The sequence below is a fragment of the Sphingopyxis sp. P8 genome, from assembly GCF_020622175.1.
Classification (GTDB): domain Bacteria; phylum Pseudomonadota; class Alphaproteobacteria; order Sphingomonadales; family Sphingomonadaceae; genus Sphingopyxis; species Sphingopyxis jiangsuensis.
In genome coordinates, this window is sequence record NZ_JACNMK010000002.1 from 551,493 (window position 1) to 575,900 (window position 24,408).

Below are 24,408 nucleotides of genomic sequence, written 5' to 3' on the forward strand. Positions count from 1 at the left end.
CGCAAGCGGCGTCAGAGCATAAAGCCCTAGGCGGCGACCCAGCGCGGAGCAGCGCAAGGCCGCTCTGGGTTCCCGCCTTCGCGGGGCCGCATGATTCTTTATCCGCGCGGGCGTTAAAGCCCCAGCGCCGCCGCAATCCGGTCCCAGCGCACGAGCTTGAAATTCTGCGCGCGGGGTTCGTTGTGCCCGTCCTGCGCGAGGAAAATCCCGTCGGGGAAGGCGGCGCCGAAACTGCCTGCGACCGCCTCGATCCCGTCGGTTTCGCTCACCGCGCCAAAGGCGCCCGCGGCGACCGCAAAGCGGCCGACATAGTCCATCGACGGCAGGCGGAAGACGGCGAAGGCGTTGTCGCCCTGGCTCGATGCGATCAGATAACGCTGGCCCTTGTGGTCGATCGTCGCGAGTCCCTCGACGTCGGCGACGAGCCGCTGGTTGTCGACCGGTGCGACGAGCGTCGCGGCGACGCCCGCGCTGCCCGGAACGAGCCGCCAGATGCCCGCATCCTCCTCACCCACATAGAGCGTGTCGCCGTCGAAGACGCAGCCCTCGGACTGGGTCGGGATCTTGTGCTCCCACTCGACCGCGAAGGTGGGTGTGCCCTCGACCGCCAGCGTGCCGACGCGCACCGTCCCGTCCTTGACGATCAGCGCGGCGGTGATCGGTTCGCCCGGCACGGTGCGCTTGAGGCACAGGCCATAGGCCTCGCCCGTGCCCGCAGCCGCGCGGCCGAGCGGTGTGATCGCGGGCGCATCGGGGTCGAGGCGGAAGACGGCAAGATGCGCGTTCAGCCCGTCGTTGCGGTCGCTCGCGACGATGATGTCGCCCGCGACGTCGACATTGTTGACGAGCCCGCCCCTGGCAAAGGCGAGGTCCTTGCCGCCAAGGTCATAGACGTGCAGCCCCGCCTTCTTGTCGGTCGCGACGATCAGCGCGCGGCCGGGGTTCGCCGGATCGACCCAGATCGCCGGGTCGTCGGCGGCGTCGGCGCGGCTGGTGCCCACCGGCGCCGTCTCGGCGCTGGCTGTCACCGGAACGGGCGGGATGCCGGTGATGACCGGTTCCTGCGCGGCGCAGCCCGCGAGCGCGACGGCCAGCGCCGCGCCCGCGATGGTGTTGGACGTCCTCATCCTTTCGTCCCCTGACTTTAGAAGTTCGCCGACACGCCGAATTTGGCAGTCCAGCTATAATCTTCATATTGCAGCAGGCGACGGCGGCCTTCGAACTGCTGATAGGCGAAATAGGGCGCGTCGGTCACATTGACCCATTCGGCAAAGATGCGCACGCCCGGCGTGATGCGGAATTTCGCCGACAGGTCGAGCTTGAACTGGTCGGCGACGATGCGGTCTTCGTTGGCGGCGCCGCCGGCTTCGTCGAGATATTTGTCGCGATAGGTGCCGGCAACGCGCAGCGAGACGGGCCCCTTTTCATAACCGAGCACCGCGTTGAACGTGTGTTTCGACGATGCGGGAAGCGCGATGGTGCGCAGATAGGGCTGATCGTCGCCGTCGTAGCTGACGAGCGTGCCCTTGGCGTCGGTGTAGGTATAGTTGAACTGCGCGAGCAGCCCGTCGAACGGCGCGGGCAGGAAGCTCATCTGCTGGCTGTAGCTGAACTCGAAGCCCTTGATCTCGGCGCTTTCGCCGTTGATCGCGGTCGTCAGCTCGTCGAGGTCGATGCCGTTGTAGCTCGTGTCGAATTCGGTGACATCGACGATATAATCCTTGATGTCCTTCCAGAAGAAGCCCGCCGAGACCGCGGCATTGCGCCCGAAATAATATTCGGCCGACAGGTCGGCGTTCCACGCGCGATAGGGCTTGAGGAAAGGGTTGCCGGCCTCGCCCTCGTCATCGTCGATGATCACGTTGGGGGCGAGTTTCGACAGTTTGGGCCGCACGAGGCTGCGGTATCCCGCGGCGCGCAGGACGAGGTTCTGCTGCGGCTCGAAGCGGAAGGTCAGGCTGGGCAGCCAATCGGTATATTTGCGCGTGAAGCGCAGCGGCGTCACGGTTTCGTCGTCGAGGATGACCTCCTTGCCGCGAATGTCGTTCTTCGTCTGCTCGACGCGGACGCCGCCGATGATGCGCAGCGTGTCGCTGTCCCAGCGGCCGAGCGCATAGCCCGCGAGCACATCTTCCTTGACCATGAAGTCGGCAACTTCGGATTCCTCGAACGTGTCGCCGTCGTCGAGTTCGAAGCTGCCGATATTCTGGAAGAAGAAGGGGCGGAACTTCTTCTTCGCGAGCATCGGTTCGATAGCGGCGAGGTCATAATCATGCGGCCCGAGCAGGTCGTGCATGTCGAGCGTCAGGTCGTCGGCGCCGTCCCATTCATAAACCTCAAGGTCGGCGTTGTAGCTTTTCTTGCGCCAGCGCGCCTTGGTTCCGAATTGCAGCGTGAACGCGCCGTCCTGCATCGCAAAGCTGCGCGCGATATCGGCCTTCAGCGCATATTCGCGGTCGCGCGCATCGGACAGCGTCGTCAGTTCGACCTTGTCGAGTTCATATTCGGACGGATCGAGGAAGGCCGCGACGCCCGAGGTGATCGCATAGGGGACGATCCTGTCGCGGCGATAATCGAAATCGACGCCGAAGCCGTCGCCATCCTCGAACACGCGCTCATAGACGACGGGGTCGATCGAGCCGGCTTCCTTCTCGCTCGATTTCGCCCAGCTCGCCGAATATTTGAGATTCCACGGACCGCTGTCGGTTTCGCCGCCGAAGACGAGGCTGCGGATGCGCTGGCGCTCGAAACGGTCCTTGAGGTCGCGCTGGACCGAAATCTCGCCGTCGTCGGCGTCGAAGCTGACGCCGTTCGCGTCGCCCGCGCTCGGCGCTTCGTCCATCTCGAAGGTCAGGCGGCGGCGATATTCCTGGTCGTCGAACTGGCTGTAGAGGCCGCGCGCATAGAGGGTGGTGGTGTCGCCGACGCGGAAGTCGAACGAAAGCGATGCGCTGATCCGCTCGCGCTCGACGTCATAGTCGCGATATTCGACGGTGTCGGCATAGACGAGGCCGTCGTCTTCGTCCCAGCCGTCCATTTCCTGATTGTTGGTCGCGAACTTGCGCTTGTAATAGCTGACGCCGCCCGCGACGCCGACATTGTCGCCGAGCTTTTTCGAGAAATCGAAGCTGCCCTTGGGCGACACGCTTTCGGTCAGGTCGTTGTAGCTGCCTTCGGCCTTGACCACGAGGAGGTCCTTCTTGCGGTCGAAGGCGCTCGTCGTGCGGATCTCGATCGACGCGCCGATCGTGTCGGCGTCCATGTCGGGGGTCAGCGATTTCTTGACCTCGATCGATTCGATGATGTCGCTGGAAATCACGTCGAGCGCGACCGAGCGGACATCGCTTTCGGGAGCGGGGAGCCGCACGCCGTTGACCGACGCCGCGTTGAGTTCGGGGTCGAGGCCGCGGATCGACACGAAACGGCCCTCGCCCTGGTCGTCGAGGATGTTGACGCCGGGAAGGCGGCGGAGCGATTCGGCGACATTCTGGTCGGGAAACTGGCCGATGCCGTCGCGCGTGAGCACGCTTTCGACGCCGTCGGCGGCGCGCTGGCGCGACAGGCTGCTCGACAGGTTGGCCGCCTGGCCGATGACGAGGATCGACCCGTCGGTGCCGAGGACGAGGTTGGCGGTGACCGTCCCGCTCGCCGGAACCTCGACCGTGCGCGTCACCGGCGCGGCGCCGACATAGCGCGCCTCGAGCGTGTAGGTGCCTGCGGGAACGTCGCTGAAGCGGAAGCTGCCGTCGCGGTCGGCCTCTGCCGTGCGGCCAAGCTCGACGAGGCGGACCTGCGCGCTCTGTAGCGCGCGCGTGTCGGTGGCGTCGGAAACGGTGCCGACAAGGTCGGACGCGATGGCGGCGCCGGGAAGCGCGGCGGCGAGCGAAAGGCAGGTGCCGAGCAGGATGCGCGAACGGATTGAGCGAAGCTGGTGCATGAGGTCCCCCGAAGAGCGTGAAGCTCGCCGGGACAGATTTGCTCCCGGCGATTCGGGGCGGCATTGGCAGCGGGGAATGACCGCTGTGTTACACCGGTGTCACACCTGTGTAACATAGGTGGTTGGGGGCAACAGTGCCGACGCGTCAGCCGACGTGCTTGAAGATCCAGCCGATGCTCGCGCCGCCCGGCGGGGTGGTACCGGTGACGACGAGTTGCTCGGTCGGGTGCGGGCGGCCGTCGCCGTCGACCCACAGGCTTTCCTCGATCGCCAGTGCGCCGTCGGAGGTACGGAACTGCCAGAGCGCGCCGTCGGTGATCCGAAGGAGCGCGCCGAGATTGTCGGCGGTGAGGCTCGCCTCGATGTTGCGGCCGAGGTGGAAGCGCAGCGTGAAACTCTTGTCGCCCTTGCGGCGGCTGCGCGGGGCGGGGAGGAGCATGTCCTCGCCGCGCAGCTCGCGCCCGTTGGGCGACAGGATGAGCAGGCGGCGGTGAATGAGGCCGTGGCGGCGCGCATAGCCGTCGTGACTCATTTCGAGGCGGCTGCCCTGCGGCGTTTCCTGCCGGTCGAGCTCGACCTCGGTCACGCCCTTGCCGAGCGAGCCATTGGGCAGGATCGCGGTCGAATTGCTGTCGGAAATCGTCAGGGTCGAATGCGCGGCGGTGGTGCGCAGCCCGCGCGCGAGATCGGCAGGGATCGTCGCGCCGGTCAGCGCCGCGCCGCCGCAATTGACGACGATCCGCTCGTCGCCGTCCGAAAGTTCGAAGGCGAGGGTCGAGGCGCAACCCGCCTCGGTCACGCGCGCGATGGGGGGCGGCGCCGCGTCGGCGAGCAGCACGACCTTGTTCGCGACGAGGCGCTGATAGCCCCAGTCGCGCGCCTGTTTGAGCGGCCGCGTGCGCACGCCGCTCGCGGCGACGATCGCCTCGACATGCGCCGCGTTCGTCGCGCCGCTGCCCTGCCAGCTTCCCATCCCGCCGTCGGCGTGGAGGAGGCCGAGCAGTGCCGGGACGGCGCGTGCGAGCACTTCCTGCACGAAGGGCGGCACCTCCATCCGGCGCATCTCATAGACCTGCGCGAGCATCGACAGCGCCATCACCGCATCGAGCTGCGCCTGCGGCGAGCGCGCGATATTGCCGCCGTCGGCGTAGAAGCTGGTTTCGAGGACCTTGCGCAGCCCCGCCTCGCCGAACACCTGCCGCGGCTCGCCGCCGGGCATCAGCAGCGACGCGGCGACGATGCCGACCCATGCGACCATCTGGCCGGTGCCGGGCTGCGTCTTGTCGGCGACGCGGTCGAGATGGCGCGCCGCGCGCGCGAGATGGTTGAGCACCGCCGAGCGATAGACGAGGTCGCTCGACGACAGGATCAGCGGGGCGTGGCTCGCCCAGAAGAGGATGCGCCAGCCGGTGTTGTCGGCGCGCCACGCGGGCTCGCCCACCGTTTCGCCGTGGACGCCGAGCCAGTGGCGCACCACGGCCTCGGCGATCGGGGCGCCGTCGGCGCGCGTCGCGCTCGCCGACAGGTCGCGCAGCCAGGCGAAGCTGTGGAGATAATCGGCGAAGGCGGGGGCGACGTTGAGCGCGGAAAAGTCGAGGTCGCCGAGCCCGAGACGCAGCCCGCGATGGAGGAAATGCCCCGCGCGGATCGCGGTGCCCGCGCGCATGTCGCCGGGAATCGGGTCGAGCGGAACGCCGAGCAGCTTGAGCGGGAAGCGCCCCTTCAGGCGCAAGGCGTGGAGCGGCGTGCGCCACGTCAGCCGCGTGATATGGTTGGCGATGCGCTCACCGAGCGACAGCCCCTTGTCGGCGGGGAGACGGATGAGCCGCTTGCCGGGCTCGATCGTGTCGTCGAGCGGCGGCGTGTCGGCGCCCGTTTCGGGGACCGGGTCGAGAGGGGCGGCAGTCAGCGGTCTCCCCTCCATCGCTCAGGCTCCGCGCAGGCGCCGGATATTGTCGGCATAGGCGTCGGGACCGCCGCGGAAGGTCGCGGTCCCGGCGACGAGCACGTCGGCGCCCGCGGCGATAGCCTGCGGCGCGGTTCCGGCGTCGATGCCGCCGTCGACCTCGAGCCGGATGTCGCGGCCCGACTTGTCGATCATCTTGCGCACCGCCTCGATCTTGCGGAGCTGGCTCGAGATGAAGCTCTGGCCGCCGAAGCCCGGGTTGACGCTCATCACGAGGACGAGGTCGATATCGTCGATCAGATAATCGAGCATCTTCGCCGGGGTCGCGGGATTGAGCGAGATTCCCGCCTGCTTGCCGAGCGACTTGATGTGCTGGACGGTGCGATGGACGTGCGGCCCCGCCTCGGGGTGGACGGTGATGATGTCGGCGCCCGCTTCGGCAAAGGCGTCGAGGAAATGATCGACCGGCGAGATCATCAGATGGACGTCGAAGGGCAGCTTGCTGTGCGGACGCAGCGCCTTCACGACGCCGGGGCCGATCGTCAGATTCGGCACGAAATGGCCGTCCATCACGTCGATATGCACCCAGTCGGCACCCGCGGCCTCGATCGCGCGCACTTCCTGCCCCAATGCGGCGAAATCGGCGCTGAGGATCGAGGGGGCAATGCGGACGGACGGTGCGGAGGAGGTCATGTTCCGGCCTTAGCCATCAAGGCATTGCGGGGCAAGCGGGCGGACGGCGTCGAGCGGCGATGCGCGAAAAAAGCGGTGGACAGCCGGGGCCGCGGGTGCGGCGATGCTGCTCACCCCTGTTTCGGCGGGCGTCCGCGCCGCGGCGGTTTGGGCGGTTCGACCTTCACCCCGCGCCGCGCGAGCGCCTCGCGCAGCAGCACCTCGATCTCGGCATTGGCGCTGCGCAGGTCGACCGCGGCCATCCGCTCGATCGCCGCATAGAGCGCGGGATCGACGCGAAGGGCAAAGGCTTTCTTGGGCGGAGCGGGCATTGGGACCAACCTTAATCCCCGCTCGCATCGGGCGACGTCGAGATGCCGGGGCGCGGTGCGCCGCTATGGCGTGTCTCGACTTCGCTCGACACGAACGGGATTGTTCACGTCAATAGAGCGAACCGGCGTTGACCACCGGATGCGTGTCGCGTTCGCTGCACAGCACGACCATCAGGTTCGACACCATCGCCGCGCGGCGTTCGTCGTCGAGATGGACGACGTCCTTGGCGCTCAATTGTTCGAGCGCCATTTCGACCATCCCGACCGCACCCTCGACGAGCTTGCGGCGCGCGCTGATGACGGCCTCGGCCTGCTGGCGGCGGAGCATCGCGCCGGCGATTTCCTGCGCATAGGCGAGGTGGGTGAGCCCGCATTCGTCGACGGTGATCCCCGCGACGGCCAGCCGCTCGATCAGCGCCTTGCGCAGTTCGCCGCCGACCTCTTCATGATTGCCGCGCAGCGTGATTTCCTCATGCTCGATATCGTCATAGGGGTAGCGCGAACCGATCGAGCGCACCGCGGCCTCGATCTGCGCGATCACGAACTCCTTGTAATCGTCGACGTCGAACAGCGCCTGCGCGGTGTCGGTGACGCGCCAGACGACCTGCGCCGCCATCTCAATGGGGTTGCCGCGCAGGTCGTTGACCTTGATCTTTTCCGAAATGATGTTGTTCGCACGCACCGCGATCTTCTTGCGCGTGAGCCAGGGCAGCACCCAGCGCAGCCCCGGCGTGCGGTCGGTGCCCTTGTAGCTGCCGAAGAGCTGGATCGCCGCGGCCTCATTGGGATTGATGAGGTAGAAGCCGGCGAGGATCAGCGTGCCGATGACCGCCGCCACGACGACCAGAACCCACTTCCACGCGACCATCACCTCGGAATTGGCGTTGCTGATGCCCGCCCATAGCGCGACGACCAGCAGCACAAGCCACAGGAACAGCATCGCATAGCCGCTTGCGGTTGCGGCACGCACTTCGCGGGTGGGGTTCAGGCCCGCCGCTCCAGTCGAATCACTCATCACGCCCTCCGATATAAAGATGATATCATATTTATATCGGATGTAGCGGCGGTCAAGCGGAATCGAAGAGGGCGGGTTTGGGGTGGGGAGTGGACATTCAATAAAACCCTCGTCACCCCGGGCTTGACCCGGGGTCCCGCTCAGCGGCGCCATAGAAGCGGGACCCCGGATCAAGTCCGGGGTGACGATACTGTGAATGTCACTTTTTGGTCGCGTCCAGCCGGCATCATCCCGGACGAAGGCGCGGGCTCGCTCCGCACGCGTCCAGAACAAAGGGGGCCGAAGCCCCCTTTGCCTTGATCGTCGGTCGCTTGTTACTCGGTCGGGAAGCCGCGCTTTTCGAGCAGCGCCTTCACGTCGGGATCGCGGCCGCGGAAGGCGCGATAGGCGTCGGCGCGGTCGGTCTCGTTGCCCGTCATCAACAGGATCGTGCGGAACTTGTCGGCGACGCCGCGGTCCCACGGGCCGCCCGCTTCGGTGAACGCCGCCCAGGTGTCGGCGTCCATCGTTTCGGACCAGAGGTAGCTGTAATAGCCCGCCGAATAGGCGTCCGAGCTGAACAGATGGCCGAACTGCGGCAGCCGGTGCCGCATCACGATTTCATTCGGCATGCCGATTTCGGCGAGCGTCTCGCGCTCGAACCTGTCGACGTCGGTCGGCGGGGTCGTGCGGTTGTGCAGCTTCATGTCGACGATCGCGCTGCCCAGATATTCGACCGTGGCAAAGCCCTGGTTGAACTTGTTCGACGCGAGGATCTTGTCGACCAGCGCCTGCGGGATCGGCTCGCCCGTCTTGTAGTGCGTCGCGAATTTCGACAGCACTTCGGGCGTCATCAGCCAATTCTCGTTCACCTGGCTCGGATATTCGACGAAGTCGCGCGGCACCCGCCCGAGCGCGGGATAATGGACCTGCTGCAGCAGGTAATGGATGCCGTGGCCGAATTCGTGGAACAGCGTCGACGCGTCGTCGATGCTGATCAGCGTCGGTTCGCCCTTCGCCGCCTCGGTGAAATTATTGTTGTTCGACGCGAGCACATTGCGTTCGCCGCCCAGCGTCTGCTGGCTGCGATAGGTCGTCATCCACGCGCCGGAGCGCTTGCCGTCGCGCGCGAAATTGTCGAGGTAGAAGACGCCGACATTCTCGTTCGTCTTGAGGTTATAGACCTCGAAGGTCCGCACCTTGGGATCGAAGACAGGGATGGTGCCGGTGTTTTCCTTGAAGCCGAGGTCGTAAAGCTGCCCCGCGGCCCAGAACATGCCGTCGACGAGCTTGTCGAGCTGGAAATAGGGCTTCACCTCGCTTTCATCGAGGTCGTATTTCGCCTTGCGGACCTTTTCGGCATAATAGCGATAGTCCCACGGTTCGATGGTGATTTTCGGACCCTTGCCGGCCTTTGCCTCGGCATCGGCAATCGCCTGCATGTCGGCGACCTCTTCCTTGACGCGCGCGACGGCGCCCGGCCAGACCTTCATCATCAGCGCCATCGCATTTTCGGGCGTCTTCGCCATCGTGTCGGCCATGCGATAATGGGCGTGCGTCGGGAAACCGAGCAGTTCGGCGCGCTGCTGGCGCAGCTTCAATATTTCGGCGATCGTCGCATTGGTGTCGTTGGCGTCGCCATTGTCGCCGCGGTTCACGAAGGCGCGCCACACTTTTTCGCGCAGGGCGCGGTTGGTCGCATTCTGCATCACCGGCTGCGCCGACGAGCGCGTATTCTTGATCGCCCACTGGCCCGGCTTGCCCTGCGCTTCGGCGGCCGCGGCGAGCGACGCGATAAAGCCGGGCTCGAGCCCGTCGAGTTCCGCCTTGTCGGTGACGAAGGTATAGAGCCGTTCGTCGGCGAGGAGCTTCGACGAGAAGTTCGAAAACAGCCCTTCGAGCTTCGAGTTCATATCGACGAGCTTCGCCTTGTCGGCTTCGGAGAGATTCGCGCCGTTGCGGACCATGCGGTCATAGGCGCGTTCGACGATACGGATCTGCTGCGCGTCGAGCCCGCTGTGGTGGCGGTGGTCATAGACAGCCTTGTACCGCGCGAACAGCTTGGGATCGAGGAAGAGCTCGGTGTCGAACTTGGTGAGCTTCGGGCTCCATTCGGCGTCGAGCTCCTCGACGCGACTGTTCGACTTGTTCGAGGTCTGAACGCCCCAGAGCGCATTGACCCGGTCGAGCCGGTCGCCGGCGAGCATCACGGGGACATGCGTGTTTTCAAAGGTCGGCGCGGCGGGATTGTCGATCACCGCCTGAACTTCGGCCTTATATTCGGCCATCGCCTTTTCGAATGCCTCGGGAAACAGTTCGGGGTCGAGCTTGTCCCACGGCGGCACCCCTTCATAGGGGCCCGTCCATTCGGCGAGCAGCGGGTTGGTTTCGGCCCTGGCAGCGGCGGGGGCGGCGGTTTCGGCAGCGAGCGTCATCGAACTATAACCCATGAACAGCGCCGATGATGCCAGCAGCATCGCCAGGCGGCGGGTGGAATTTGTACGTGGGGCAGGGGGCGCAAAGCGCGACATTCATCATTCTCCCGGAATTTAACAGGTTTCGGACGAAACCATATCGGGAGGCGTCTTAACCTCATATGACAGCGGCGTGCAAGATGGGTGTGTCAACGGTGTTGAACACCCCATCCTCCGCTCTGCCTGAGGAGCCATTGAGCCTGTCGAAAGGGCAACTCGAAGGCCAGGCGGGGCGCGCAGTCCTTTGAGGCGGGACTTCGCCGGGCCCAGTCCCTCCTCAGGACGAACCGTCAAATGGTGCGCGCGTCGCTCAGCCGCCAAACATCGGCTGCGGCATTCCCGGCACATCGACGCGGAAGGAAAAGACGCCGCCGGCATGCGGCTGCGCAGCGCGTTCGGCGTCGGTCAGGTTCTTGCCCGCGCTGGTGACGAAGGCCGTGCAAAGATCGTCGCCGCCAAAGGCGATCATCGTCGGGCGCTGGACGGGCAGATCGACGGTCTGCAGCAGCTCGCCCGCGGGCGACAGGCGGACGACGCGCCAGCCGTCCCACAGCGCCGACCAGTAGCTGCCCTCGGCATCGACGGCGGCGCCGTCGGGGCGGCCATTGCCCTGTTCGAACTGGTGAAAGGTTCGCTTGCCGCCGATTGCGCCCGTTTCGGGGTCATGATCCCAGGCGTCGATTCGGTGCGTCGGCGTGTCGGCGTGGTAAAAGATGCGGCCGTCGGGACTGAAGGCCGCGCCGTTGCTCGTCGTCAACCCGCCGAAAATCGTCGTCAGCGCCCCGTCGGGGTCGAGGCGGTAGAGCGTCGCCTGCGGGTTCGCCTTGTCGCTCGTCAGGCTGCCGACCCAAAGCCGCCCCGCGGCGTCGACGCAGCCGTCGTTGAAGCGCTGTTCGGACTTGTCGGCGAGGATGTCGGGACCGAAGGCGCGCGGGGTCGCGCCCCATGCGTCGATCAGCGCGCAATGATCCTGCATCGCCGCCACAAGACCCCCGCCCGCGCGCAGCACGACGCAGCCGACAGGCTGGTCGAGCTGCATCACCTCGTCGGTGCCGGTGGCGGGATCGGTGCGGTGGATGCGAAAGGAGTCGATGTCGACCCAATAAAGACGCGCCTCGGCGGCGCTCCAGCGGGGCGATTCGCCGAGCAGCGCGCCGGCATCGAGGACAAGTTCGACCATGTGCGGGTCTTAGCGCGCCACCGCGCCGATGCCCAGCAGCGACGATGCGCCGCAAACCTATTCGACGCTTGCCGCCATCGGCGAAGGAGTTTCGCGCCGTAACGGCATTTATACTTGACGTGGACGTAAACGTAAGGTCCACTGACGCCGAGGCCCGACTCTCGCGAGGCGGGCGATGGGCGCGCGCCGGTCGCGTCGATGGACCGGGCGCCGACAGGGAAAGGATAGCGATGTCGCTCGATGATGTGCCGCGTTCGGTCTATACCGACGATCATGAAGCCTTTCGCGCCACGGTGCGCCAATTCCTGCAGAAGGAGGTCGCGCCGAACGCCGCCAAATGGCAGGAAGAGGGCATCGTTCCCAAGTCGATCTGGCCCAAGGCGGGCGAACTCGGCATGCTCTGTCCGACGGTGCCCGAAGAATATGGCGGGCTCGGCCTCGATTTCGGCTATAATGCCATCGTCGACGAGGAAAGCAGCTATTATGGCGGCGCGGCGACGGGCTTTTCGCTCCAGTCGGACATCGTCGCCAATTATATCATCCGTTATGGCAGCGAGGAGCAGAAGAAGCACTGGCTGCCGCGGATGATCTCGGGCGAGACCATCACCGCCATCGCGATGACCGAGCCGGGCACCGGCAGCGACCTTCAGGGGATGCGCACGACCGCGAAGAAGGATGGCAACCATTATGTCATTTCGGGCTCGAAAACCTATATCACCAACGGCCAGAACGCCGACCTGATCCTCGTTTGCGTCAAGACTGACACCGAGATCGAGCCGGCGTGGAAGGGCATGTCGATCGTGCTCGTCGAGGCCGACCGCGAAGGTTTCAAACGCGGACGCAACCTCGACAAGATCGGGATGGACGAGGCCGACACGTCCGAGCTGTTCTTCGAGGATGTGCGCGTCCCGATCACCAACTGCCTTGGCGAAGAGGGCAAGGGCTTCATCTATCTGATGAGCGAGTTGCCGCAGGAGCGGCTGTCGATCGCGGTTTCGGCGATGGCCTCGACGCAAAAGGCGTTCGACGAGACGGTCGGTTTCGCGCGCGACCGCATGGTGTTCGGCAAGCCCTTGCTCGATTTCCAGAACACGCGCTTCGTGCTCGCCGACCTCAAGGCCAAGTTGCAGGTCGGCTGGGCGCACCTTGACTGGGCGCTCGCGCGGCACCTGAAGAAGGAACTGACCCCCGAAGAGGGCGCGGCGGCGAAGCTGTGGCACACCGACCTCCAGTGGGAGGTGATGGACAAATGCCTCCAGCTCCACGGCGGCGCGGGCTATATGAACGAATATCCGATCGCGCGCATGTGGCGCGGCGCCCGCGTGACGCGCATCTTCGGCGGCACGAACGAGATCATGAAGGAATTGATTGGGCGGAAATTATAGCCCCTCCCGCAAGCGGAAGGGGCAGCGAGACTTGGGAGCTTGCTCCCTAGTCGCAGCGGGGTGGGTTTCTTCACCCCCCGAAGCTCGCTCCGCCCGCGCCCACCCCTAACCCCTCCCGCCTGCGGGAGGGGGATGCAGAAAGGAACTCCCCCATGGCCACAGCCTATATTGTCGACGCCGTCCGCACCGCCGGCGGCAAGCGCGGCGGCAAGCTCGCCGGCGTCCACCCCGTCGATCTTGGCGCCGCCGTCTATGACGCGATAGCCGACCGTAACGACTTCGATGCCAGCGCCATCGACGATGTCATCACCGGCTGCGTGATGCAGGGCGGCGAGCAGACGATGGACGTCGGCCGCAACGCCGTGCTCGCGTCGAAGCTGCCCGATTCGATTCCCGCGGTCACCATCGACCGCCAGTGCGGGTCGTCGCAGCAGGCGATGATGTTTGCGGCGCAGGCGGTGATGTCGGGAACGCAGGACATCGTGCTCGCGAGCGGCATCGAAAGCATGACGCGCGTGCCGATGGGCTCGACCGCGATGCTCTATATGAAGGAAGGCATGGGCAATTATAAATCGCCCCGGCTCGAGGAAAAATATCCCGGCATCATGTTCAGCCAGTTCATGGGCGCCGAGATGATCGTCCAGAAGCACGGCTTCACCAAGGACGACCTCGACGCTTTTGCGCTCGAAAGCCATCGCCGCGCCAAGGCGGCGACCGAGGCCGGGCGCTTCAAGAAGGAAATCATCGGGATCGAGGTCGAAACGCCAGAAGGCAAGTTCGTCCATGATGTCGACGAGGGCATCCGCTTCGACGCGACGCTCGAGGGCATTGCCGGGGTCAAGCTGCTGCAGGAGGGCGGGTCGATCACCGCCGCGTCGTCGAGCCAGATCTGCGACGGCGCCTCGGCCGCGCTGATCGTTTCCGAACAGGCGCTCAAGGATCACGGCCTGACGCCGCGCGCGCGCATCCACCATATTTCGGTGACCGCGGGCGACCCCGTCATCATGCTCGAAGAACCGCTGTTCGCGACCGAAAAGGCGCTCAAGAAGGCGGGAATGAAGATTGAGGACATCGACGCCTATGAGGTCAACGAGGCGTTCGCGCCGGTGCCGCTTGCGTGGATGAAATATCTTGGCGGCGACCATGCTCGTTTGAACCAGCATGGCGGCGCGATCGCGCTCGGCCACCCGCTCGGCGCGAGCGGCACGAAGCTGATGGCAACCTTGCTTGGCGTGCTTGAAGCGACCGGTGGCAAATATGGCTTGCAAACGATGTGCGAAGGCGGCGGTCAGGCCAATGTGACCATCGTCGAGCGGCTGTAACGATCTTGTGCTCCGGCGGAAGCCGGAGCCCAGGGCGGCCTGACGCAAGCGTCGGCTGTTCCAGCCCTGGGTTCCGGCTTTCGCCGGAACACGCAGTTAATTCAGGGAAGGAACAATAGAATGAAACTCGACTCAACCGTATCGGCCGTCGTCACCGGCGGCGCTTCGGGCCTCGGCGCCGCGACCGCGCGCGCGCTTGCGGCGAAGGGCGTGAAGGTCGCGATTTTCGACCTGCAGGAAGAAAAGGGCAAGGCCATCGCCGAGGAACTCGGCGGCGTGTTCTGCGAGTGCAACGTCACCGACGACGCATCGGTCGATGCCGCCTTTGAAAAGGCGCGCGCCGCGATCGGGCAGGAGCGCATCCTCGTCAATTGCGCGGGCACCGGCAATGCGATCAAGACCGCCAGCCGCAGCAAGGAAGACGGCAGCATCAAGCATTTCCCGCTCGATGCCTTCAACTGGATCATCCAGATCAACCTCGTCGGCACCTTCCGCTGCATCGCCAAGTCGGCGGCGGGGATGATGACGCTCGACCCGATGGCCGACGGCGAGCGCGGCGCGATCGTCAACACCGCGAGCGTCGCGGCCGAGGACGGCCAGATCGGCCAGGCGGCCTATTCGGCGTCGAAGGGCGGCGTCGTCGGCATGACGCTCCCGATCGCGCGCGACCTCAATAATGAGAATATCCGCGTCAACACGATCCTGCCCGGCATTTTCGACACGCCGCTGCTCGCGGGTGCGCCGCAGAATGTCCGCGACGGCCTCGCCGCGTCTGTGCTCAACCCGAAGCGGCTCGGCAACCCCGACGAATATGCCAATCTCGCGCTCTGCATGATCGAGAACGGCTATTTCAACGGCGAGGATGTCCGCCTCGACGGCGGCATCCGCATGGCGCCGCGCTAAGGAGTTTCAGCCGCCCCGGCTTCCCTTTCGCCGGGGCGGCGGTATCAGGAACGATATGCCCCAATTCGACCCCGCGCGGCTCGACCCTGCGAGCTATCCCTATTCGACGAGCGTCGAGACACGCTTCCAGGATCTCGACCCGCTCGGCCATATCAACAATGTCGCGATGGCGGCCCTGTTCGAGAATGGCCGCGTGCGCTTCAACCGCGACAATCTGGTCGAGCGCCAGCGCCGCGTGCCGGGCGACCGCTGGCTTATCGCCCGCGTCGAGATCAACTATCTGGCCGAAGGGCATTTCCCCGACCCGATCGAGGTCGCGAGCGGGATCGGCACGATCGGCAATCGTTCGTGGACGATATTGTCGGCGGCGTGGCAGTCGGGGCGCTGCGTCGGCCTCTGCGATTCGACGATCGTCTATCAGTCGAAGGACGGCAAGCAGCCGATCAGCGATGATTTCCGCGCCGAACTCGAACGGTGGAAATTCGGGGGCTGACCCTAGATCGTCGTATCGGCGTCGGGCACCGAGCGGATCAGGTCGCGCGCGAAGCCGATCAGGCCGATCTGGCGGCGGCGCTTGAGCCGCTCGGCGCGCAGGATCGCGGCGACCTCGCCATAGCAGGCGTCGACATCGTCGTTGATCAGCACATAGTCATAGCCGTCCCAGTGGCTGATTTCGTTCGCCGCGCGCGCCATGCGCGCCGCGATCACCTCGTCGCTGTCGGTCTTGCGCGCGCGAAGACGCCGTTCGAGCTCCTCCATCGTCGGCGGCAGGACGAAGACGCGCACGACGTCGGGGCCGGCTTCCTGGTAAAGCTGCTGCGCGCCCTGCCAGTCGATGTCGAAGAGCACATCCTTGCCCGCATCGAGCAATTCCTCGACGCGCGCGCGCGGCGTGCCATAGCGGTGTCCGAAAACATGCGCCCATTCGAGAAACTCGCCGTCGGCGGCCATTTTCTTGAAGCTTGCGACATCGACGAAATGATAATCCTTGCCGTCGACCTCTCCCGGGCGCGGCGGGCGCGTCGTCGCGGAAATCGACAATGCGATGTCGGGATCGGCGGCGAGCATCTTCCTGGAAATGGTGGTCTTCCCCGCGCCCGAGGGCGAGGAAAGGACGAAGAGCACGCCGCGGCGGTCGAGGTGGACGCTTTCAGCCATGCGCGCTATTCGCGCGGGTGACGGCGCGGGTCAAGCGCGAAGGGGGCGGGCATGGCGGGTGTGGCGGACAGGACGACGCGAGGATGGCTGGTCGCGGGGGCGCTGGTCGTGCTTCTCGGCGCGATATTGTTCGCGATGGGACGTCCGCCAATCTGCCCGTGCGGCACCGTCAGCCTGTGGCACGGCACCGTCCAGTCGAACCAGAACAGCCAGCAGATTTCGGACTGGTACAGCTTCAGCCATGTCATCCACGGCTTCATCTTTTTCGGCCTGTCGCGCCTGCTGATGCCGCGCGCGCCGCTGTGGGCGGCGCTCGCGGTCGCGATCGCCGTCGAGGGCGCGTGGGAAATCCTGGAAAATTCGCCGGTCATCATCGACCGCTATCGCGAGGTGACGATGGCCTATGGCTATTCGGGCGATTCGATCCTCAATTCGCTGAGCGATACGCTGTTCATGACGCTCGGCTTCCTTGCCGCCAGCCGGATGCGCTGGTGGGCGACGGTGGCGATTGGACTCGCGTTCGAGCTTTTCACATTGTGGGCAATCCGCGACAATCTGACGCTCAACGTGCTGATGCTGGTCGCGCCGGTCGAGGCGGTGAAGCAATGGCAGGCGGGCGACTGACGCCCGATCAGTGAATCGCGGGACGCTTGCCGTTTGTGCCAATCGGAATGGCGGGCGGCAGCGCGTCGCCGATCTGCTCGCCGTCCGAAAGGATGTGATCGGTGCCGGCATAGGTATCGACGACATCGGTCTGGCGGATCGACGGGTCGGCGGCGTGCGCGGCCTCGGCCTCGCGGCGCTGTTCGGCGCGCTCGGCCCATTTCTTCGTCAGATAACCCGCCGCGACGGTTGCTGCGAGCAGGGCGTAGCGCTGCGGGAACAGCCGCCGCGCCGCCATCAGCGTACCCGCGCCGATGATCGAGCCCGCGATGGGGTGATTTCCGTGCTGCCGCCCGATAGACCGTCCGAGCAGTCCGCCTATGATCCGACCGATCATGTCGTTCCTCCTTCTGTCCTATCAATCCGCGGGGGGCGCATCGGGTTCCGGCCCCAGCATCGCGCGCGGGTCGACGATTCGGTCGAAGGTCGCCGCATCGACATAGCCGAGCGCGAGCGCCGCTTCCCTGAGCGTCGTTCCCTCGTCGTGCGCGTGCTTGGCGATCTTCGCGGCCTTGTCATAGCCGATTTCGGGCGCGAGCGCGGTGACGAGCATCAGCGAGCGGTCGACCAGTTCGGCGATGCGCGCGCGATTGGGCTCAATGCCCTCGACGCAGCGTTCGGCGAAACTTTCCATGCCCGTCGCGAGCAGGTCGATCGAGCGCAGCACATTGGCGCCGATCAGCGGCTTGAAGACATTGAGTTCGAGATGCCCCTGCATCCCGCCGACGGTGACGGCCTGGTGATTGCCGATGACCTGCGCCGCGACCATCGTCAGCATCTCGCATTGCGTCGGGTTGACCTTGCCCGGCATGATCGAGCTGCCCGGCTCGTTCGCGGGAAGGTCGAGCTCGCCGAGCCCCGCGCGCGGGCCGGAACCCAAAAGGCGGATGTCGTTGGCGATCTTGGTCAGCGCGACCGCAAGCGTGTTGAGCGTCCCCGACAGGTTGACGAGCGGGTCGTTCGACGCGAGCGCCTCGAAACTGTTTTCGGCCGGAATGAAGCGGTGGCCGGTGATCTCGCGCAGCGCCGCGCAAAATTCTTCGGCAAAGCCCGCGGGTGCGTTGAGTCCGGTGCCGACCGCGGTGCCGCCCTGTGCCAGCCGGTCGGTGCCGTTGGCGATCGCGGGCTCGATCCGCCGCCCCGCGCGATAGAGCTGGTTCGCATAGCCCGAAAATTCCTGCCCCAGCGTCAGCGGGGTCGCGTCCTGCAAATGGGTGCGGCCGATCTTGACGATGTCGGCCCATGCCTCGGCCTTGGCCTCGACCGCCGCGCGCAGCCGTGCGAGCGCGGGGAGCAGCCGCCGCGTCGCAGCGAGCGAGCAGGCGATGTGGAGCGCGGTCGGAAAACTGTCGTTCGACGACTGGCTGCGGTTGACGTCGTCATTGGGGTGGACCGGCGACTTGCCGCCGCGCGTGCCCGTGAGCAGCTCGTTCGCGCGGCCCGCGATCACCTCGTTGGCGTTCATGTTCGACTGGGTGCCGCTTCCCGTCTGCCAGATGACGAGCGGGAACTGGCTGTCGTGGCGACCCCCGGCGATCTCGGCCGCGGCGGTTTCGATCGCGTCGGCCTTTTCGGCGGCAAGGCCGTGGCGGCGGTTGACGCGCGCCGCCGCCTGTTTGACCAGCGCGAGCGCATGGACGATCTCGACCGGCATCGCCTCGCGCGCGCCGAAGGGGAAATTCTCGATCGACCGCTGTGTCTGCGCGCCCCAATAGGCGGCGGCGGGGACGGCAATCTCGCCGATGCTGTCGCTTTCGATGCGCGTGCCGGTCACGACAGCAGCATTCGCGTGACGAACACCGCGCCCGCCCAGATCAGCGTGACGAGGCCGAGAAATTGCCAATAGCCGCCCTCGCCGATGCGCCGGCGCAGCCATGCGGCGGCGAGCCAGGTCAGCAGCAGCGCAGGCGTGAGGATCAGCAGGCTGAAGCGGAGCAGCCCGTCGGCAATCTGTCCGCGCGGCACGCCGCTTTCGATTATGGCATAGCCCCTGACGCTCCACCAGAAGGCCGCGGTGAGCACCGCCATGCCGGCGAGCGCCCAATATTGCCAGAAACGGCTCGGGGGCCAGAGGGGGCCCGACACGCTATTTCCGCTTGCCGAAATCCACCGTCACGACGTTCGACCCGTCCTCGCTCGTGACGTCGGGACGGTCGTTGTCGGCTTCGTCGTGCGGTTCGGGCTCGTCGGCGTCATCGTCGCTGACCTGGAACTGCAGCCCGAAATCGACCGACGGATCGACGAAGGCGGTGATCGCGGCATAGGGAATGACGAGCGTCGAGGGCGTCTGGTTGAACGAAAGGCCGACGCTGAACTGGTCGTCGCCGACATTGAGGTCCCAGAAACGGTTCTGGAGGACGATCGTCATCTCGTCGGGAAATTTGGCGACCAGATGCGCGGGAATATCGACTCCGGGCGCCTGCGTCTTGAACGTGATATAGAAATGATGCTCGCCGGGAAGGCTGTCGTGCCCCTCGAGCTGGCGCAGCACGCGGCCGACCACGGCGCGCAGCGCGTCCTGCACGATCTCGTCATAGGGAATCAGGCTGTCGCGGACTTCATCACTCATGGGGGCGGGATGAACGCCGCGCGGGCGAGGGTCAAGGGGGAGAGTCACCTTGCAACGTGAAACGTCGCTGCTATGGGGTGCGCCATGCGAACCGCCACCGTCCAGCGCACGACCAAGGAAACGGATATCGCGATCACCGTCAATCTCGACGGCACGGGCGATTATTCGGTGTCCACCGGAATCGGTTTTCTCGACCATATGGTCGAGCAATTGTCGCGCCACTCGCTCATCGACATCAGGATGGACGTAAAGGGCGACCTGCACATCGACCAGCACCATACGGTCGAGGATTCGGCGCTCGCGCTGGGCGAAGCAGTGGCGAAGGCGCTCGGCGACAAGCGCGGCATCGCCCGCTACGGCGAGGCGCATGCGCCGATGGACGAAACGCTCACGCGCTGCGTCCTCGATATTTCGGGGCGGCCGCACTGCGTCTATAAATCCAGCTTCTCGCAGCCGCGGCTCGGCGAGATGGATACCGAGATGTTCCCGCACTGGTTCCACAGTTTCGCCCAGGCGGCGGGCATCACGCTGCACATCGAAATGCTCTATGGCGAGAATAACCACCATATCGCCGAAAGCATGTACAAGGCGCTGGCGCGCGCGCTGCGGCAAGCGGTCGAGATCGACCCGCGCAAGGGCGATGCGATTCCGAGCACCAAGGGTGTCCTTTAGGACCAGCCGATGAGCGCCCTGGCCCTGATCGACTACGGCGCGGGCAATCTTCGCTCGGTCCACAATGCGCTCGTCGCGGCGGGCGCGGTCGATATCGCGGTGACCGCCGACCCCGATATCGTCGCGAGCGCCGACCGGATCGTCCTGCCCGGCGTAGGCGCTTTCGCTGCCTGCATGAACGGGCTGACGGCCATTCCCGGCATGGTCGAAGCGATGGAGGCGCGCGTGCGCGGCGCGGGCGCCCCCTTCCTCGGCATCTGCGTCGGGATGCAACTGCTCGCCGATGCCGGCGAGGAGCATGGCCGCCACCCCGGGCTCGGCTGGATCGGCGGTACAGTGCGCGCTTTCGCGCCGCAGCCGGGGGTGCGCGTCCCCCACATGGGCTGGAACGATGTCGTCCCCGTCGGCAACCATCCGGTGATCGCGGCGGGCGAGGCCTATTATCTTCACGGCTATCATTTCGCCGACGCGGCCGATGTCGCCGCGACGAGCAGCCATGGCGCACCCTTCATCGCGGCGGTGGCGAAAGACACGATCGTCGGTGTCCAGTTCCACCCCGAAAAGAGCCAGGCCTATGGGCTGGCGACGCTGGAAAGGTTTTTGACGTGGCGGCCCTAGAATCCCCCCTCCCCTTCAGGGGAGGGCAGCGAGACTTGGCAGCTGGCTGCCTAGTCGCAGCGGGCGGGGTCCAGAGACCCTGCGCCAACCCGCCAGCCCCCACCCCAACCCCTCCCCTGAAGGGGAGGGGCTTTAGGAACGCGTTATGACCCTGACGATTTTCCCCGCGATCGACCTCAAGGGCGGGCAGGTGGTGCGGCTTGCCGAAGGTGATATGGACCGCGCGACGGTCTATGGCGACGATCCGGCGGCGCAGGCGCGGTTGTTCGCCGCGGCGGGCGCGACGCACCTGCATGTCGTCGATCTCGACGGCGCTTTTGCCGGCGCGAGCGTCAACGGCGCGGCGGTCGAGAGCATCATCGCGGCCTTTCCGGGCAAGGTGCAGGTCGGCGGCGGCATCCGCGACCGCACGGGGGTCGACCGCTGGCTGGGGCTGGGCGTCGAGCGCGTGATTATCGGCACCGCGGCGCTGAAGGACCCCGACTTCGTCAGATCGGCGGCGCGCGATTTGCCGGGGCGGATCGTCGTCGGCGTCGACGCGCGCGATGGCATGGTGGCGACCGAGGGCTGGGCCGATGTGTCCGACGTGCGCGTCGAGGATCTGGCGCGGCGGTTCGAGGATGCGGGCGTCGCGGCGCTGCTGTTCACCGACGTCGGGCGCGACGGGTTGCTCAAAGGGTGCAATGTCGAGGCGACGGTGGCGCTCGCGCAGGCGGTCGACATTCCGGTGATCGCGAGCGGCGGGGTTGCGGGGATCGACGATATCCACGCGCTGCGCCCGCATGTCGCGGATGGCATCGAGGGGGTGATTACGGGGCGGGCGCTTTATGACGGGCGGCTCGATCTGGCCGAGGCGATCAGGGTGGGGCAGCAATGAGAATTACCCCCTCGTCCGTTCGTGTCGCGCGCAGTCGAGACACGTCTTGGCTGGGTGCTTTGCTTCGGGGTGTCTCGACTTCGCTCGACACGAACGGGCTCGAGAGGCCGGTGCCATGACCGTCCGCGTTCGCGTGATTCCCTGCCTCGACGTCGCCGACGGCCGCGTCGTGAAAGGCGTCAATTTCGTCGACCTGCGCGATGCCGGCGATCCGGTCGAGGCGGCACGCGCCTATGATGCGGCGGGGGCCGACGAGCTCTGTTTCCTCGACATCAGCGCGAGCCACCAGGGGCGCGGCACCTTGCTCGACATGGTTGCGCGGACCGCCGAGGCCTGTTTCATGCCGCTCACCGTCGGTGGCGGGGTGCGGAGCGCCGAGGATGCGCGCGCGCTGCTGCTCGCGGGCGCCGACAAGGTTGCGGTGAACAGCGCGGCGGTCGCGCGGCCCGAACTCGTCGCCGACATCGCGGACCGTTTCGGCAGCCAGTGCGCGGTCGGGAGTATTGACGCGCGGCGGGTCGCAGACGGGCGCTGGGAGATTTTCACCCACGGCGGGCGCAAGCCGACCGGGATCGACGCGCTCGAGCACGCCGTGCGGCTTGCCGACCTTGGCGCGGGCGAACTGCTGGTCACGAGCATGGACCGCGACGGCACCAGGGACGGCTATGACCTCGCGCTCACGCGCGCGATTGCGGATGCGGTGACGGTGCCGGTGATCGCGTCGGGCGGCGTCGGCACCCTCGACCATCTGGTCGCGGGCGTGCTCGAAGGCGGCGCGAGCGCGGTGCTCGCCGCGAGCATCTTTCACTTCGGCGAAGCGACGATATCGGAGGCGCACGCGCGGCTCGCGGCGGCGGGGCTTCCGGTCAGGTCTTCCTGACGAACACCGTCCCTGCGCTATACCCTGCGCCGAACGAGCAGATGAGGCCGGTGTCGCCCGCCTGCATATCCTCGTGGTGGAGGTGAAAGGCGATGATCGATCCCGCGCTCGACGTATTGCCATAGGTGTCGAGCACCGTCGGGCTTTCGTCCTCGCTCGCCTCGTGCCCCAGCACCTTGTGCGCGATCAGCCGGTTCATGTTGGTATTGGCTTGATGGAGCCAGAGCCGGCGCATGTCGCTGCCCTCGAGTCCCAGCTTTTTCATTTCGCCGACGATCATGTTCGCGACCATGGGCACGACTTCCTTGAAGACCTTGCGGCCTTCCTGGACGAACAGCTTGTCGGTCTTGGGCCCGTCCTGGTCGATGCCGCCGTGGGTGCGGTTGAGGAAGCCGAAATTGTTTCGGATATTGTTCGAGAAGACGGTCTTGAGCCTGGTGCCGAGAATGTCCCAATGGCCCGCGGGCGCGATGGCCTTGTCCTCGACGAGGATCGCGGTCGCGACGTCGCCAAAGATGAAATGGCTGTCGCGGTCGCGCCAGTTCAGATGCCCCGAGCAGATCTCGGGGTTCACGACGAGCACGCTTTTCGCATGGCCCGCGCGGATATAGTCGGCGGCGGTCTGGATGCCGAAGGTCGCCGACGAGCAGGCGACGTTCATGTCGAAGCCGAACCCGTCGATGCCGAGCGCATCCTGGATTTCGACCGCCATTGCCGGATAGGCGCGCTGCATGTTCGATGCCGCGCACAGCACCGCATCGACCTCGGACGCGTCGCGCCCTGCGCGCGCCAGCGCATCCTGCGCCGCGGCGACGCCGATTTCTGCAAGGATCGAGATTTCGTCGTTCGATCGTTCGGGCAGCCGCGGCGCCATATGTTCGGGGTCGAGGATGCCTGCCTTGTCGACGACGAAGCGCGAGCCGATGCCGCTTGCCTTCTCGATGAATTCAACGCTCGACTCGGTCAGTTCGGCGACTTCGCCTGCCGCAATCGCGCCCGCATTTTTGCTGTTGTGCAGTGCAGCATACTTGTTAAAACTGGCGACAAGTTCTTCGTTGGAGATGGCTTCGGCGGGGGTGAACAGGCCGGTTGACGAGATAACCGGCTGCGGTGCGTGCGACATGATGGGCCTGCGATCTGCTTTATCGTGGACAGCGAGCCTAGGCCCGGCCGCGGCGCGGCGCAACGCTCCTTCCCTTTGCTGAACGCCGAGCGACGTCATGGTTAACTTGCTGCTAACCTATTTGGTGGCACACTGTTGAATGCAGGCCTCCGGGGGGATGGCTCCCCGGGCGCCGAGCGGGAGCAGACCAATGGCTACGCGTTCAGGACCGGCTGCCGGCGACCTGTCGATTGCAGAGATCAAGGAATTTGCCGGATTCCCGGCGGCAACCCAGCGTTACATACGGCGCTCGCTCGATATCGGGCTCGAGCGCGAGGACGCGATCCGGCGCTGGTCGCGCGATATGGTCGAAGAGACGGCGATCCGCGTCCAGGCCAAAGTCTATCAGCGCATCGGCGAAATCCGCGCGCATATCCCCGACGACAGCGGCCTCGATGCGCTCGAAGGGTTCATGGCGCCGCTCGTCGCGGTGTCGGCGTTCGACCTCGGGCAGGATCGCTTGCCGGGCTTTGCCCCCTATCGCTTCCTGTACGAGCGGCTGCTCGGCGCGCATGCGCGGCCATGGCTGCCCGGTGCCTTCTGCGCCGCCGCATCGCTGCCGCATCTGCACCCCGACAAGCGCCGGGTGTTGCTCCAGTCGATCAGCGAGGCCGCGGCGACGGCGCCCGGCTGGTCGGCGCGCGAGCCGACCTTTTATCCCGAGTGGGTCGACAAGATCGACGAGACCAAGCCGGCGAACTGAC

24 protein-coding genes are annotated in these 24,408 nt (G+C 65.9%); 10 read left to right on the forward strand and 14 right to left on the reverse strand.

Annotation, left to right across the window (positions count from 1 at the left end; all coding sequences use genetic code 11):
* Positions 1 to 113: 113 nt before the first annotated feature.
* The 8 genes from H7692_RS11115 to H7692_RS11150 all read right to left on the reverse strand — a co-directional run bounded on the left by H7692_RS11115 (position 114) and on the right by H7692_RS11150 (position 11,495).
* Positions 114 to 1,127 carry a phytase gene (locus tag H7692_RS11115; protein ID WP_222136900.1) on the reverse strand — a complete coding sequence of 338 codons (1,014 nt, stop codon included), beginning with the start codon at positions 1,125 to 1,127 and terminating at the stop codon, positions 114 to 116.
* Positions 1,128 to 1,144: 17 nt separating this feature from the next.
* Entirely contained in the window at positions 1,145 to 3,937 is a 2,793-nt protein-coding gene (locus H7692_RS11120; RefSeq protein ID WP_227340184.1) for a TonB-dependent receptor, read from the reverse strand.
* Between the two features lie 145 nt (positions 3,938 to 4,082).
* Entirely contained in the window at positions 4,083 to 5,861 is a 1,779-nt protein-coding gene (locus tag H7692_RS11125) for a heparinase II/III family protein (protein WP_227340185.1), read from the reverse strand.
* A 3-nt stretch (positions 5,862 to 5,864) separates the two neighbouring features.
* On the reverse strand, positions 5,865 to 6,536 hold the full coding sequence (gene rpe / locus H7692_RS11130) for a ribulose-phosphate 3-epimerase (RefSeq protein ID WP_201928225.1): 672 nt from the start codon (positions 6,534 to 6,536) through the stop codon (positions 5,865 to 5,867).
* A gap of 110 nt (positions 6,537 to 6,646) precedes the next feature.
* Positions 6,647 to 6,847: a toxin-antitoxin system HicB family antitoxin gene (locus H7692_RS11135; protein WP_201928224.1), complete on the reverse strand. Its 201-nt coding sequence runs from the start codon at positions 6,845 to 6,847 to the stop codon at positions 6,647 to 6,649.
* Positions 6,848 to 6,956: 109 nt separating this feature from the next.
* Positions 6,957 to 7,862 (reverse strand): SPFH domain-containing protein, encoded by a 906-nt coding sequence (locus H7692_RS11140; RefSeq protein WP_201928223.1) that lies wholly within the window; start codon positions 7,860 to 7,862, stop codon positions 6,957 to 6,959.
* 314 nt (positions 7,863 to 8,176) lie between these two features.
* Positions 8,177 to 10,318, reverse strand: a complete 2,142-nt coding sequence (locus H7692_RS11145) for a M3 family metallopeptidase (protein WP_227340186.1) — start codon at positions 10,316 to 10,318, stop codon at positions 8,177 to 8,179.
* Positions 10,319 to 10,625: 307 nt separating this feature from the next.
* Entirely contained in the window at positions 10,626 to 11,495 is an 870-nt protein-coding gene (locus H7692_RS11150; RefSeq protein ID WP_222136903.1) for an SMP-30/gluconolactonase/LRE family protein, read from the reverse strand.
* Between the two features lie 230 nt (positions 11,496 to 11,725).
* Here H7692_RS11150 and H7692_RS11155 point away from each other — a divergent pair, with 230 nt between their 5' ends.
* The 4 genes from H7692_RS11155 to H7692_RS11170 all read left to right on the forward strand — a co-directional run bounded on the left by H7692_RS11155 (position 11,726) and on the right by H7692_RS11170 (position 15,598).
* Positions 11,726 to 12,880 (forward strand): acyl-CoA dehydrogenase family protein, encoded by a 1,155-nt coding sequence (locus tag H7692_RS11155; protein ID WP_222136904.1) that lies wholly within the window; start codon positions 11,726 to 11,728, stop codon positions 12,878 to 12,880.
* 152 nt (positions 12,881 to 13,032) lie between these two features.
* Complete coding sequence (locus H7692_RS11160; protein WP_222136905.1) at positions 13,033 to 14,202, forward strand: acetyl-CoA C-acetyltransferase; 1,170 nt, start codon at positions 13,033 to 13,035, stop codon at positions 14,200 to 14,202.
* Between the two features lie 120 nt (positions 14,203 to 14,322).
* Positions 14,323 to 15,105: an SDR family NAD(P)-dependent oxidoreductase gene (locus H7692_RS11165; RefSeq protein WP_222136906.1), complete on the forward strand. Its 783-nt coding sequence runs from the start codon at positions 14,323 to 14,325 to the stop codon at positions 15,103 to 15,105.
* A gap of 55 nt (positions 15,106 to 15,160) precedes the next feature.
* Positions 15,161 to 15,598, forward strand: coding sequence for an acyl-CoA thioesterase (locus H7692_RS11170; protein WP_222136907.1), 438 nt, complete (start codon positions 15,161 to 15,163; stop codon positions 15,596 to 15,598).
* A 2-nt stretch (positions 15,599 to 15,600) separates the two neighbouring features.
* Here H7692_RS11170 and gmk read toward each other — a convergent pair whose 3' ends face one another.
* Entirely contained in the window at positions 15,601 to 16,263 is a 663-nt protein-coding gene (gene gmk, locus H7692_RS11175; protein ID WP_201928216.1) for a guanylate kinase, read from the reverse strand.
* Positions 16,264 to 16,314: 51 nt separating this feature from the next.
* Between gmk and H7692_RS11180 the strand changes: the two genes are divergently transcribed.
* A complete protein-coding gene (locus H7692_RS11180; RefSeq protein WP_222136908.1) occupies positions 16,315 to 16,887 on the forward strand; it encodes a DUF2585 domain-containing protein in 573 nt (190 codons plus the stop codon).
* 7 nt (positions 16,888 to 16,894) lie between these two features.
* On the opposite strand, the gene H7692_RS11185 is transcribed toward H7692_RS11180, so the two are convergent.
* From H7692_RS11185 to H7692_RS11200, 4 genes are read right to left on the reverse strand one after another with little or no spacing between them, the layout of a single operon-like run.
* On the reverse strand, positions 16,895 to 17,263 hold the full coding sequence (locus H7692_RS11185; protein ID WP_222136909.1) for a hypothetical protein: 369 nt from the start codon (positions 17,261 to 17,263) through the stop codon (positions 16,895 to 16,897).
* A gap of 21 nt (positions 17,264 to 17,284) precedes the next feature.
* Positions 17,285 to 18,700 (reverse strand): class II fumarate hydratase, encoded by a 1,416-nt coding sequence (fumC, locus tag H7692_RS11190; RefSeq protein WP_222136910.1) that lies wholly within the window; start codon positions 18,698 to 18,700, stop codon positions 17,285 to 17,287.
* Positions 18,697 to 19,011, reverse strand: coding sequence for a hypothetical protein (locus tag H7692_RS11195; RefSeq protein ID WP_201928212.1), 315 nt, complete (start codon positions 19,009 to 19,011; stop codon positions 18,697 to 18,699). Before H7692_RS11195 ends, fumC begins: the two co-directional genes overlap by 4 nt.
* Before the next feature lies 1 nt (position 19,012).
* A complete protein-coding gene (locus H7692_RS11200; protein ID WP_201928211.1) occupies positions 19,013 to 19,495 on the reverse strand; it encodes an SspB family protein in 483 nt (160 codons plus the stop codon).
* Between the two features lie 84 nt (positions 19,496 to 19,579).
* On the opposite strand from H7692_RS11200, the gene hisB reads away from it, so the two are divergent.
* The 4 genes from hisB to hisF all read left to right on the forward strand — a co-directional run bounded on the left by hisB (position 19,580) and on the right by hisF (position 22,542).
* Positions 19,580 to 20,167: an imidazoleglycerol-phosphate dehydratase HisB gene (hisB, locus tag H7692_RS11205; protein WP_222136911.1), complete on the forward strand. Its 588-nt coding sequence runs from the start codon at positions 19,580 to 19,582 to the stop codon at positions 20,165 to 20,167.
* Between the two features lie 9 nt (positions 20,168 to 20,176).
* Entirely contained in the window at positions 20,177 to 20,785 is a 609-nt protein-coding gene (gene hisH / locus H7692_RS11210; RefSeq protein ID WP_222136912.1) for an imidazole glycerol phosphate synthase subunit HisH, read from the forward strand.
* Between the two features lie 145 nt (positions 20,786 to 20,930).
* Positions 20,931 to 21,662 (forward strand): 1-(5-phosphoribosyl)-5-[(5-phosphoribosylamino)methylideneamino]imidazole-4-carboxamide isomerase, encoded by a 732-nt coding sequence (hisA, locus tag H7692_RS11215; RefSeq protein ID WP_222136913.1) that lies wholly within the window; start codon positions 20,931 to 20,933, stop codon positions 21,660 to 21,662.
* 115 nt (positions 21,663 to 21,777) lie between these two features.
* Positions 21,778 to 22,542, forward strand: a complete 765-nt coding sequence (hisF, locus tag H7692_RS11220) for an imidazole glycerol phosphate synthase subunit HisF (protein ID WP_222136914.1) — start codon at positions 21,778 to 21,780, stop codon at positions 22,540 to 22,542.
* On the opposite strand, the gene H7692_RS11225 is transcribed toward hisF, so the two are convergent.
* On the reverse strand, positions 22,529 to 23,665 hold the full coding sequence (locus H7692_RS11225; protein WP_227340187.1) for a beta-ketoacyl-ACP synthase III: 1,137 nt from the start codon (positions 23,663 to 23,665) through the stop codon (positions 22,529 to 22,531). The two genes, hisF and H7692_RS11225, sit on opposite strands and share 14 nt — an antisense overlap.
* A gap of 190 nt (positions 23,666 to 23,855) precedes the next feature.
* On the opposite strand from H7692_RS11225, the gene H7692_RS11230 reads away from it, so the two are divergent.
* On the forward strand, positions 23,856 to 24,407 hold the full coding sequence (locus H7692_RS11230; protein ID WP_201928205.1) for a hypothetical protein: 552 nt from the start codon (positions 23,856 to 23,858) through the stop codon (positions 24,405 to 24,407).
* The last annotated feature ends 1 nt before the right edge of the window (position 24,408 follow it).